This is a genomic window from Pseudomonas sp. GW823-FHT02F05, assembly GCF_058797315.1.
Map to the genome: position 1 here is coordinate 85,718 of NZ_JBXAJM010000012.1, position 11,500 is coordinate 97,217.

The 11,500-nt window shown below is 61.2% G+C and carries 10 protein-coding genes; 7 read left to right on the plus strand and 3 right to left on the minus strand.

Annotated features, from left to right (window positions below):
- Positions 1-19 precede the first annotated feature (19 nt).
- The 3 genes from AC1RAC_RS15765 (at position 20) to AC1RAC_RS15775 (ending at position 2,886) form a co-directional block, all read left to right on the plus strand.
- Positions 20-685, plus strand: coding sequence for a fumarylacetoacetate hydrolase family protein (locus AC1RAC_RS15765; protein ID WP_034128983.1), 666 nt, complete (start codon positions 20-22; stop codon positions 683-685).
- 247 nt (positions 686-932) lie between these two features.
- Positions 933-1,856: an SdiA-regulated domain-containing protein gene (locus AC1RAC_RS15770; RefSeq protein ID WP_034128982.1), complete on the plus strand. Its 924-nt coding sequence runs from the start codon at positions 933-935 to the stop codon at positions 1,854-1,856.
- A gap of 121 nt (positions 1,857-1,977) precedes the next feature.
- Complete coding sequence (locus AC1RAC_RS15775) at positions 1,978-2,886, plus strand: SdiA-regulated domain-containing protein (protein ID WP_034128981.1); 909 nt, start codon at positions 1,978-1,980, stop codon at positions 2,884-2,886.
- On the opposite strand, the gene AC1RAC_RS15780 is transcribed toward AC1RAC_RS15775, so the two are convergent.
- A complete protein-coding gene (locus tag AC1RAC_RS15780; RefSeq protein WP_492616753.1) occupies positions 2,887-4,833 on the minus strand; it encodes an autotransporter domain-containing protein in 1,947 nt (648 codons plus the stop codon).
- A gap of 333 nt (positions 4,834-5,166) precedes the next feature.
- Positions 5,167-5,838, minus strand: a complete 672-nt coding sequence (gene rpiA, locus AC1RAC_RS15785; protein WP_003195201.1) for a ribose-5-phosphate isomerase RpiA — start codon at positions 5,836-5,838, stop codon at positions 5,167-5,169.
- Positions 5,839-5,976: 138 nt separating this feature from the next.
- Here rpiA and ilvA point away from each other — a divergent pair, with 138 nt between their 5' ends.
- Both ilvA and AC1RAC_RS15795 read left to right on the plus strand, forming a co-directional pair.
- Complete coding sequence (gene ilvA / locus AC1RAC_RS15790) at positions 5,977-7,491, plus strand: threonine ammonia-lyase, biosynthetic (protein ID WP_034128978.1); 1,515 nt, start codon at positions 5,977-5,979, stop codon at positions 7,489-7,491.
- 40 nt (positions 7,492-7,531) lie between these two features.
- The gene (locus AC1RAC_RS15795) at positions 7,532-7,945 is read left to right on the plus strand and encodes a DUF2269 family protein (protein WP_054917042.1); all 414 of its coding nucleotides are present in this window, start codon (positions 7,532-7,534) and stop codon (positions 7,943-7,945) included.
- 105 nt (positions 7,946-8,050) lie between these two features.
- Here AC1RAC_RS15795 and AC1RAC_RS15800 read toward each other — a convergent pair whose 3' ends face one another.
- On the minus strand, positions 8,051-8,707 hold the full coding sequence (locus AC1RAC_RS15800; protein WP_054895972.1) for a histidinol-phosphatase: 657 nt from the start codon (positions 8,705-8,707) through the stop codon (positions 8,051-8,053).
- A gap of 143 nt (positions 8,708-8,850) precedes the next feature.
- On the opposite strand from AC1RAC_RS15800, the gene AC1RAC_RS15805 reads away from it, so the two are divergent.
- Positions 8,851-9,330 carry an RNA pyrophosphohydrolase gene (locus AC1RAC_RS15805; protein ID WP_003176750.1) on the plus strand — a complete coding sequence of 160 codons (480 nt, stop codon included), beginning with the start codon at positions 8,851-8,853 and terminating at the stop codon, positions 9,328-9,330.
- A 22-nt stretch (positions 9,331-9,352) separates the two neighbouring features.
- Positions 9,353-11,500: phosphoenolpyruvate--protein phosphotransferase (gene ptsP / locus AC1RAC_RS15810; RefSeq protein ID WP_492616754.1), on the plus strand; the 2,148-nt coding region annotated here is incomplete at its 3' end.

Sequence of the window (11,500 nt, forward strand, 5' to 3'; positions counted from 1 at the left end):
CACCTGAAGGAGTCGTTCCATGAGCTACCAGCACAAGTATGTCGACGGCACCAACATCCACTTCCCGGTGGGTAAAGTGGTGTGCATCGGGCGTAACTACGCCGAACACGCCAAGGAACTGGACAACCCGGTGCCTACCGAGCCGCTGCTGTTCATCAAGCCGGGCAGCTGCGTGGTGCCGTTGGAAGGCGGCTTTGCCATTCCGACCGAACGCGGTTCGGTGCACTACGAAGCGGAAATCGCCGTGTTGATCGGCAAGCCTTTGTCCGCCAAGCCGAGCCGGGAAGAAGTGCTGGACGCCATCTCGGGCTTCGCCCCGGCCCTGGACCTGACCCTGCGCGACAAACAGGCCGAGCTCAAAGCCAAGGGCCTGCCGTGGGAAATCGCCAAGTCTTTCGATGGCGCGGCGGTGATTGCCCCCTTCGTGGTCAGCAGTACCTTTGCAGACGTGACCGATATCGGCATTCGCCTGAGCATCAACGGTGAAGTGCGCCAGGACGGCAACAGCGCGCAGATGCTCAACCCGATTGTGCCGATGATTCAGTACATGGCGGGTTGCTTCTCCCTGCAAGCGGGCGACGTGATCCTGACCGGCACCCCGGCGGGCGTTGGCCCGTTGAATGTGGGGGATGAAGTGGTGTTGGAGCTGGCGGGTGTCAATCGCTTCGAAAGCGTTGTGCGCTAAATCACTGCCAAACTGCGATCAAACTGTGGGAGCGGGCTTGCCCGCGATGGCGGTGTGACAGTCACTGAATAGTTGACTGAACGCCCTTAATCGCGGGCAAGCCCGCTCCCACAGTTGTTTGTGTACATCTGCAGGATCCGGCGTTTTGCATTTTTTTCACACGCCATCCGGATAATTCCCTGCTCTTGCGCGCGGGGCCTTGAATCCTGTGCTATCCCCTAAAGCTGACTTTCCGGAAAAGCGCTCAATGGTCGTGCCTCTGCCCACTTCGAAAACCTCGCTCCGCTCTCGCTTGTCCATGCGCTGGTATTCCTGGGTGTTCTTGGCCGGTGCCATTTTGTATGGCGTCGCCTGGGCCATGCACTGGGACGATCGCGGTCTGCTGTGGGTACTGGAGCGTTTCGAGAGTTCGGCCGAACGCCGGGAAAGTGTGTGGCTGCCGGACTATCACGCGGTGATCGACGCCAAGTTGCTGCCCGGTATGGAGAAGGACGAGGCATCAGACCTGTCCTATAACCCGCAGACCAAAACCCTGTTTTCAGTGATGGGCAAGAACCCCTTCTTGGTCGAACTGAGCCTGCAAGGCGATGTGTTGCGCAAAATGCCGCTCAACGGTTGGAACAACCCGGAAGGCGTGGCGGTGATGGAAAACGGCTTGATGGCGGTAGTCGATGAACGCGATCACAGCCTGACCGTGGTCAAGGTCGACGCCGGTACTACGGCGCTGAACAAGGCCGATTTCCCCAGTCATGACCTGGGCCCGTCCAAAGATCAGAACAAAGCCTTTGAAGCCGTCACCTGGGACAAGCGCAACCAGCAGCTGGTGCTGGGCGAAGAGCGTCCGCCGGCCTTGTTCACTTGGAAAAGCGATGGCAATACGCTGACCGGCGACAAGCAAAAACTGGCCAGCACCGAACTGGATGTGCGCAACCTGTCGGCCCTGTCCATCGACCCACGTACCGGGCATTTGCTGGTGCTGTCGGCCGATTCCCACCTGCTGCTGGAACTGGATGAAACGGGCGAGCAAGTCAGCTTCATGACCTTGCTTGGCGGCTTCAATGGCCTGAAAGACACGATCCCCCGTGCCGAAGGCGTGACCATGGACGAGAGCGGCAATCTGTACATGGTCAGTGAGCCAAACCTGTTCTATCGCTTTGAAAAGCAGAAATAACTGACGAATTACGTCAGAGTTTTCTTTATAAACGGCATTCGCCAGGCAGTCCGGTGCGTTTAAGTTTAAATTCAGGTGACCTTGATATCTATTCGCCAGTTTTTTCTCTGAGCCCGCCCCGATGCGTCGACTTGCCCGCCCCAAACCTGCTGTTTTTATCCTGCTGTTGCTCGCCTTGGTCGCTGCCGGGCTGGTGGCACAGCAGTTCCGTCTGTTCGAACGCGCCTGGTTCAACTGGCAGGTGTGGTACCAGCCTGCGGATGAGCGCGCCATTGGCCTGGCGGACTACCGTGTCACCCTCGAAGGCCAGGTGATCGAAGGGCTCGACGACGATGTCTCGGCCCTGACCTACGACCCCGTGCGCAAAAGCCTGTTTACCGTCACCAATAAAAACGCCGAACTGGTCGAGTTGTCGCTGGAGGGCAAGATCCTGCGGCGCATTCCGCTGGTGGGCTTTGGCGATGCCGAAGCGGTGGAATTTATCAGCGACAACATCTACGTCATCAGCGATGAGCGCCAGCAGCGCTTGATCAAAGTGCATGTGGACGATGACACCACGTTCCTCGACGCCGCCGATGCGGAGCAAATGACCCTGGGCGTGCACGTTGGCGGCAACAAGGGCTTTGAAGGGTTGGCCTACGACTCGGTGGGCAAGCGCTTGTTCGTGGCCAAGGAACGCGACCCCATGCTGATCTACGAGGTGCACGGGTTTCCCCATTTCAAGCCGGAAAAAACCTATTCGGTACATGTGATCAACAACCCCAAGCGCGATGCCGGGCTGTTTGTGCGCGACCTGTCGAGCCTGCAATACGACGAGCGCAGTGGCCATCTGTTGGCGCTGTCGGATGAGTCGTTCCTGGTCTTGGAGCTCGATATTGATGGTCGCCCTCTAAGCAGTCTGTCGTTGCTTAAAGGGCGCCATGGGCTGAGCAAGCGCGTGCCCCAGGCCGAAGGGATCGCCATGGATGACGACGGCACGCTGTACATGGTCAGTGAGCCCAACCTGTTTTACGTGTTCAAGAAACCCTGATCAGAACATCCATTGCACACCCAGCGAATAACCGGTCTGGCTGCCTTCAGCATGCCCGAGGCGGCCATTGACCTCGGCAAACACGCCCAACTGTGGGGTGATCGCCAGTTGGCTGCCGAGTTGTGCGCGAGCGAAGCTCTTATCCACTGAGCCCAGCCTGGCGGTGCGGGCCTGGCCATCGGCGCGTGCGGTGAGTTGCAGGTCGTCCAGGCGGCCGTCGGCCAATTCCTTGACCCAGGCGATGTCGCCGTAGGGCATCAGGTTCAGGCCATAGGGCAGGGCAACAGCGCCGCGCACGCGCCAGCCGAGGCTGGCTTCCAGGGAGTCGAAAGACTGCTCTTCGTATTCCAGGGCCGTGCGCAGGTTCTGCTTTTCGTGGAACTTGTCGATGCGGTAATGGCTGTAGTCCAGGCCGGCGAACGGCCCGCTCTTGATCGCGCCAAAATCAAAGTCATAGCCACCCAGCACCCGTGCGCCCAACGCCAAGGCATCGGTGTCGCCCGTCAGTTGCTGATTGAGCAGGATCGGCCCGCCATTGGCCTGGATGACCAGGTTGCGCTTGGAGTCGAAGCGCGTGTGGCCCACGCTCAGGTCACCGGCCAGCCAGCTTGGCCCGCCATCGTTGAGCAGCGCATAGACGGCTGCCTGCCAGGTGTCGCTGTCGAGCTTGCCGCGATGCTCCAATTTGTCGCGCCCATTGAGGTAGCTGAGGCTGGCGCCGATATTCAGGCTTGAAGTCAGTTGGTAGTCGCCGAGGGCATGCAGACCCACGCGCCGGGCTTCGGGGTTGGGGGCCGTGTCGAAGCCGCTGTCCGGGTTGTATTCGCCATCCACACCGATCTCGCCATCAAAGCTTGCGACCTCGCGGCTGGCCGCTTGCAGGGTCAGCCAGCGGCGATCATGCAGGCGCACCAGGGCCTGATGCTGGCGCTGCAGGTTGTCTTGCATATTGCGCGCAACGGCACCGCCAGAAGCGGTCGAGGCCATCAGGTCGGCGTTGGTCAGTTCCAACACCAGGCGGCTGAGCAGGCGTGAATAGTCACGCAGGCGCTGGTCAATGCGCGCCTGGCCGAACGCATCGGTCAGCACGGCTTTGTTGTCTTCGTTCGGGTCGTGCCAGGTCGAGCCGCCGGGGATTTTCGGGTTGTCGGTCTGGGTGTAGCCGTCCAGGTCGCCCAGTTCCCAGTTGGTGGCCTCTATATAAAGGATCGGGATATTCAGCGGTTCGAACGCTTCACCATCGCTGCAGCAGCCGGTGCCCTTTGGGTACTGCGGGTCGAGGCCGGGGTTGCTGAACAAGGGGATGTTCAATTCCCTGGCGATCTGGAAGGTGTGCTCGCGCAAGGAGGCCAAGGCCGGGTTGGCGGTGCTGTTCTGGCCGGCGTGGGCGTACATCATGTCGCCGGTGATCAGGCTGTCGAGGTTGATCATCGCGAGCATGTTGGCGCGCTGGCTGGCGCTGAGTGAGTCGACAAAGGCACGGGAGCCGCGCAGGCCTTCTTCTTCGGCGCCGAAGCCAACGATTTGCAGGCCATTTTCCAGTGACAGGCCGCCGAGGTTCTTCGCCACCTCGGTCAACACGCTGGCGCCGGAACCGTTGTCATCCAGGCCTTGCAGGGTCGGGCGGCCGAAGTAAGTGTCGAAGTGCGCGCCAATCACCACGTACTGGGCCTTGGTACCAGCGGCAGAGGCCACCACGTTTTGCGAAGCCCGGCTGCCGTTGTTCCAGGTGAAGTCCTGGCGGCTGAAGCTATAGGCCGTGCCCATCTGGCTCTGCATCCAGTCGGCTGCCCCGGCAAAATTTGCCGTGCCTCGATATCGGCCAGGGTAGTCGTTGATCAGTTTTTCCAGGGTGGTGTTGGCGTGCTGGCCGTAATCGTAGGCCTGGGTATGCGTGGACAGCAGGGCACCGGCAACGCTGATGGCGAAGGCTAAGGGCTTTATCACAAGGTCTTCCTTGAGGTGAGGGGGACGTTCAAGCCCAGACCCTTTGCACAATGCGCGCCTCATTCCATGGGCGGCTGCGAATTGGCGCATTGTTAAACGCGTGGGTCGCGTGGCTGTAATTTGTAACGGATTGGATACCAGGCGGGGCAGGGGATGCCGTGACAGAGCGCACGGTTTTGGCGAGGAGTGCTGCGAAAAGTAGCGTTTTTGTTACATCGCTCTAGAGTCGAGCGCTAACACATGTGGGAGCTGGCTTGCCTGCGATGGCATCGCCTCGGTATCCATTGATACGCCGAGTCGTCTGCATCGCGGGCAAGCCCGGCTCCCACAGGGTCAGGCCTTGAGGGTTTTCACGCCTTCCGGGGTGCCCAGCAGCAATACATCCGCCGGGCGCGCCGCGAACAGGCCGTTGGTGACCACGCCCACGATGGCATTGATTTGCGTCTCAAGCTCCACCGGGTTGGTGATCTGCATATTGAACACGTCGAGGATGATGTTGCCGTTGTCGGTCAACACACCTTCGCGGTACACCGGGTCGCCGCCCAGTTTCACCAGCTCGCGGGCCACATGGCTGCGGGCCATGGGGATGACTTCCACCGGCAGTGGGAACGTGCCCAGCACGGGTACCAGCTTGCTCGCGTCGGCGATGCAAATGAAGGTCTTGGCCACGGCCGCGACAATCTTCTCGCGGGTCAGGGCCGCGCCGCCGCCTTTGATCAGGTTCAGGTGCTCGTCGCTTTCATCGGCGCCGTCGACGTAGAACTCCAGGTCGCTCACGGTGTTGAGCTCGTACACCGGAATGCCATGGCCCTTGAGGCGGGCGGCGGTGGCTTCGGAACTGGCCACGGCGCCGTCGAACGCGCCCTTGTGCTGGGCCAGTGCGTCGATAAAGCAGTTGGCGGTGGAACCGGTGCCGACGCCGACGATGCTCTTGTCGTCGAGCTTAGGAAGGATTAAATCGACAGCGGCCTGGGCCACTGCCTGTTTGAGTTGATCCTGGGTCATGCGGGCTCCGGAACGGGCGGGGAATTAACGAGGGCGGCGAGTATAACCCAACAAAACCTCGGGATTCGTGTGGTCGCCCGGCCAAACGCTGGGTTAGACTCCTTGGCCCTGCCCAACCCGTGAAGTAGATGCCTGCCGATGCTTGAACACTACGTCAAAAAAATCCTCACCTCGCGTGTTTACGACATCGCCGTGGAAACCCCCTTGCAGACTGCCCGCCAGCTCTCCGAGCGGCTGGGTAACAAGATTTGGCTCAAGCGCGAAGACTTGCAGCCGGTGTTCTCGTTCAAGATTCGCGGCGCCTACAACAAGCTGACCCAGCTCAGTGCCGAAGAACGTGCGCGCGGCGTCGTCACCGCGTCGGCCGGCAACCATGCCCAGGGCCTGGCCCTGGCGGCCAAGGTGCTGGGGGTCAAGGCCACCATCGTGATGCCCAAGACCACCCCGGAGATCAAGGTCGAAGGCGTGCGCTCCCGTGGCGGCAAAGTGGTGCTGCACGGTGATTCCTTCCCGGAAGCCCTGGCCTACTCGCTCAAGCTGGTCGACGAAAAAGGCTACGTGTACATCCACCCCTACGATGATCCGCACACCATTGCCGGGCAGGGCACCGTGGCGATGGAAATCCTGCGCCAGCACCCAGGGCCTCTGGACGCGATTTTCGTACCGGTGGGCGGCGGCGGTCTGATCGCCGGGATTGCGGCGTACGTGAAATACCTGCGCCCGGAGATCAAGATCATCGGCGTGGAGCCGGACGATTCCAACTGCCTGCAAGCCGCCATGGCGGCGGGCGAGCGCGTGGTATTGCCGACCGTCGGCCTCTTTGCCGACGGCGTGGCAGTGGCGCAGATCGGCCAGCACACCTTCGACATCTGCAAGGACTATGTGGATGAAGTGATCACCGTCAGCACCGATGAAATCTGTGCGGCGATCAAGGACATCTACGACGACACCCGCTCCATCACCGAGCCGGCGGGTGCGCTGGGCGTGGCCGGGATCAAAAAGTACGTCGAGACCCGCGGTGTCAGCGGCCAGACCTTTGTCGCCATCGACTCGGGCGCCAACGTCAACTTCGACCGTTTGCGCCATGTGGCCGAGCGCGCCGAACTGGGTGAAGGTCGTGAGGCCATTATCGCGGTGACCATCCCCGAGCGGCCGGGCAGCTTCAAGGCCTTCTGCGAGGCGGTGGGCAAGCGCCAGATCACCGAATTCAATTACCGCTACCACTCCGGCAGCGAAGCGCACATTTTCGTCGGCGTGCAGACCCACCCGGAGAACGACCCGCGCAGCGCGTTGGTGGCCAGTTTGACCAGCCAGGGTTTCCCGGTGCTGGACCTTACCGAGAACGAACTGGCCAAGTTGCACATTCGCCATATGGTCGGCGGGCATGCTGCCAAAGTCAGCGACGAGCTGGTGTTTCGTTTCGAGTTTCCGGAGCGGCCGGGGGCGTTGTTCAACTTTCTCCACAAGCTCGGCGGGCGCTGGAACATCTCGATGTTCCACTACCGCAACCACGGCGCGGCTGACGGCCGAGTGGTGGCGGGCTTGCAAGTACCGGCGGACGAGCGCCACCTGGTGCCTGCCGCGCTGGCGCAAATCGGTTACCCGTACTGGGATGAAAGCGAAAACCCGGCTTACCAGCTGTTCCTCGGTTGAGCGACTACGCTGACTGAGCGGCCTATAAGGAATAGAGACCATGGAAACGCTGACTACCCTCAAGGTGATCCACATCACCGCCACCGTATTGCTGCTGCTCAGCGGCCTCGGCCTGGCCGTATTGGCGTGGCGTAAACGCAGCGCCGGCCCGGCCGCGACCGTGCAGCGCCCCTGGGCATTTATATGGCTGCTGATGGGGATTTGCCTGGTGAGCATGCCCTTCACCGGCTGGTGGCTGGTGCACCTGCTCGGCTGGCCATTGGGGCAAACCTGGATCTTGGGCTCCAGCATCCTCTACACCGTGGCGGCGCTGGCCTGGTTCTGGCTGGTGGCGCGGCTCAATCGGCTGCGCAAGGGCGAGGGCGGGAGCCTGAATTTCACCCTGGTGCTGGCGGTGGTCAGCCTGGTGGGGTTTGTGGCGATTGCAGGGCTCATGGGCGCCAAGCCTGTTTGAAACCGCGTCGCCTTCATCGCAGGCAAGCCAGCTCCCACACTTGACCGGATTCCAACATGAGAACAGGGTCAAAATGTGGGAGCTGGCTTGCCTGCGATAGCGTTGTCAGCTGCGCAGCGTAATCACCGGCCAACCCCGTTTCTGGGCCTCAGCACGAAGATTCGGATCCGGATCCACTGCCACCGGGTGCGTCACCTGCTCCAGCAACGGCAAATCATTCATCGAATCGCTGTAGAAGTAGCTGTCTTCCAGGCTATGCCCGGTTTCTTCCAACCAGCGGTTCAAACGCGTCACCTTGCCCTCGCGAAAGCACGGCACATCGGTGCTGCGCCCGGTATAACGGCCATCCACCATTTCGCACTCGGTGGCGATCAGAGTCTCGACGCCCAGGCGGGCGGCAATTGGCGCGGTGACGAAGCGGTTGGTGGCGGTGATGATCACCAGCTTGTCACCGGCGGCGCGGTGCTTGGCCAGCAGTTCAACGGCCTTGGGAAGCATGATGGGCTCGATGCAGTCGCGCATGTAGTCGTTGTGCCACGCGTCCAGCTGGGCCATCTCGGTGCGGCCGAGGATTTCCAGGCAGAAGTTCAAGTAGGCGGCGTTATCCAGCCGGCCGGCCAGGTAGTCCTGGTAGAACTCGTCGTTGCGGGCCTTGTAGGCTACCGCGTCGAGAATCCCGCGTTCACACAGGTAATCGCCCCAGGCGTGATCGCTGTCACCGCCCAGAAGGGTATTGTCCAAGTCGAATAAAGCCAGGCGCATTGCAGTTACTCGCTGAAAAGTCTGTAAAAAGGCGTCCAGAATACGGTCTTTTCACAAGAGTGCACATAAGGTAAGAAGCCTCGTTGCCGCTGGAACAACCTTTGTGGAACAATGCGGCGACATGCGTTTGCGAGGTTGTTGCCGTGATCGACCCCGATGGTTTCCGTCCTAATGTCGGCATTATTCTGACGAATGATGCCGGACAGGTGCTATGGGCTCGCCGAATCAACCAAGATGCCTGGCAGTTTCCTCAAGGTGGAATCAACCCCGACGAAACCCCTGAAGACGCCTTGTACCGTGAGTTGAACGAAGAAGTCGGCCTTGAGCGCGAAGATGTGCAAATTCTGGCCTGTACCCGTGGCTGGTTGCGCTATCGTTTGCCGCAACGCCTGGTGCGTACCCACAGCCAACCGCTGTGCATCGGCCAGAAGCAGAAATGGTTTCTTTTGCGCCTGATCTCCAACGAGCAGCGGGTGCGGATGGATTTGACCGGTAAACCGGAGTTCGATGGCTGGCGCTGGGTCAGCTATTGGTATCCGTTGGGCCAGGTGGTGACATTCAAGCGCGAGGTTTATCGTCGCGCTCTCAAAGAGCTTGCCCCGCGCCTTTTAGCGCGCGACTGACGACGGAGTTCGACCCCGAGCCATGCTCAATACGCTGCGCAAGATCGTCCAGGAAGTTAACTCCGCCAAGGATCTCAAGGCGGCGTTGGGGATTATTGTGTTGCGCGTCAAGGAAGCCATGGGCAGCCAAGTCTGCTCGGTTTACCTGCTGGACCCCGAGACCAACCGTTTTGTGCTGATGGCCACGGAGGGCTTGAACAAGCGCTCCATCGGCAAGGTCAGCATGGCGCCCAATGAAGGTCTGGTGGGCCTGGTGGGGACGCGTGAAGAACCCCTCAACCTCGAAAATGCGGCCGACCACCCGCGTTATCGCTACTTTGCCGAAACCGGTGAAGAGCGCTACGCCTCGTTCCTCGGTGCGCCGATCATCCACCACCGCCGCGTTGTCGGCGTGTTGGTCATTCAGCAAAAAGAACGCCGCCAGTTCGATGAAGGTGAAGAAGCCTTCCTCGTGACCATGAGCGCGCAGCTGGCTGGGGTTATCGCCCACGCCGAAGCCACCGGCTCGATCCGCGGCCTTGGGCGCCAGGGCAAGGGTATCCAGGAAGCCAAGTTCGTCGGCGTACCGGGTTCGCCAGGCGCCGCGGTGGGTACCGCGGTGGTCATGCTGCCGCCAGCCGACCTCGATGTGGTGCCGGACAAGAGCGTCAGTGACATCGACGCCGAGATCAAACTGTTCAAGACCGCCCTCGAAGGCGTGCGCGCCGACATGCGCAACCTGTCGACCAAGCTGGCCACCCAGTTGCGTCCCGAAGAGCGTGCGCTGTTCGACGTGTACCAGATGATGCTCGACGACGCGTCCCTGGGTAACGAAGTCAAGACCGTGATCAAGACCGGCCAGTGGGCCCAGGGCGCGTTGCGCCAGGTGGTCACCGATCACGTCAACCGTTTCGAAATGATGGACGACGCCTACCTGCGCGAGCGGGCATCGGATGTGCGCGACCTGGGGCGCCGTCTGTTGGCGTACCTGCAGGAAGACCGCAGCACCAACATGGTCTTCCCCGATAACACCATCCTGGTCAGTGAAGAATTGACCGCCACCCAGCTTGGCGAAGTGCCTGAAGGCAAGCTGGTAGGCCTGGTCTCGGTATTGGGTTCGGGTAACTCCCACGTGGCGATCCTGGCCCGGGCCATGGGTATCCCGACGGTGATGGGCCTGGTGGACCTGCCGTACTCCAAGGTCGATGGCATCGACATGATCGTCGACGGGCATCGCGGCGAGGTGTTCACCAACCCCAGCGACGTGCTGCGCAAGCAATACGCCGAGGTGGTGGAAGAAGAGAAGCAACTGGCCCAGGGCCTGGATTCGCTGCGCGAGCTGCCGTGTGTCACCCCCGACGGCCACCGCGTACCGCTGCTGGTCAACACCGGCCTGCTGGCGGATGTAGCCCGTGCGCAACAACGCGGCGCCGAAGGGGTGGGTCTGTACCGCACCGAAGTGCCGTTCATGATCAACCAGCGTTTCCCGAGCGAGAAGGAGCAGCTGGCGATTTATCGCGAGCAACTGCAAGCCTTCCACCCGTTACCGGTGACGATGCGCAGCCTGGATATTGGCGGCGACAAGTCACTGTCCTATTTCCCGATCAAGGAAGACAACCCCTTCCTTGGCTGGCGCGGTATTCGCGTTACCCTCGACCATCCCGAAATCTTCCTCGTCCAGACCCGTGCCATGCTCAAGGCCAGCGAGGGCTTGAACAACCTGCGTATCCTGCTGCCGATGATCTCCGGCACCCATGAACTGGAAGAAGCCCTGCACCTGATCCACCGCGCCTGGGGCGAAGTGCGCGACGAAGGCGCCGATGTGCCGATGCCGCCGATTGGCGTGATGATCGAAATCCCTGCGGCGGTGTACCAAGCCAAGGAACTGGCGCGGCAGGTGGACTTCCTGTCGGTAGGCTCCAACGACCTGACCCAGTACCTGCTGGCCGTGGACCGTAACAACCCACGGGTGGCCGACCTCTACGACTACCTGCACCCGGCGGTGCTGCAAGCGCTGCAACACGTGGTGCGCGACGCCCATGCCGAAGGCAAGCCGGTGAGTATCTGCGGCGAAATGGCCGGTGACCCGGCGGCGGCGGTGCTGTTGATGGCGATGGGCTTTGACAGCCTGTCGATGAACGCCACCAACTTGCCGAAAGTGAAGTGGATGCTGCGCCAGGTGGAATTGAGC

Excerpts from the sequence above, each read along its gene's own strand:
- AC1RAC_RS15765 (WP_034128983.1), top strand. The coding sequence starts at position 20 with ATGAGCTACCAGCACAAGTATGTCGACGGCACCAACATCCACTTCCCG.
- AC1RAC_RS15770 (WP_034128982.1), top strand. The coding sequence starts at position 933 with ATGGTCGTGCCTCTGCCCACTTCGAAAACCTCGCTCCGCTCTCGCTTG.
- AC1RAC_RS15775 (WP_034128981.1), top strand. The coding sequence starts at position 1,978 with ATGCGTCGACTTGCCCGCCCCAAACCTGCTGTTTTTATCCTGCTGTTG.
- rpiA (WP_003195201.1), bottom strand. The coding sequence starts at position 5,838 with ATGACCCAGGATCAACTCAAACAGGCAGTGGCCCAGGCCGCTGTCGAT.
- ilvA (WP_034128978.1), top strand. The coding sequence starts at position 5,977 with ATGCTTGAACACTACGTCAAAAAAATCCTCACCTCGCGTGTTTACGAC.
- AC1RAC_RS15795 (WP_054917042.1), top strand. The coding sequence starts at position 7,532 with ATGGAAACGCTGACTACCCTCAAGGTGATCCACATCACCGCCACCGTA.
- AC1RAC_RS15800 (WP_054895972.1), bottom strand. The coding sequence starts at position 8,707 with ATGCGCCTGGCTTTATTCGACTTGGACAATACCCTTCTGGGCGGTGAC.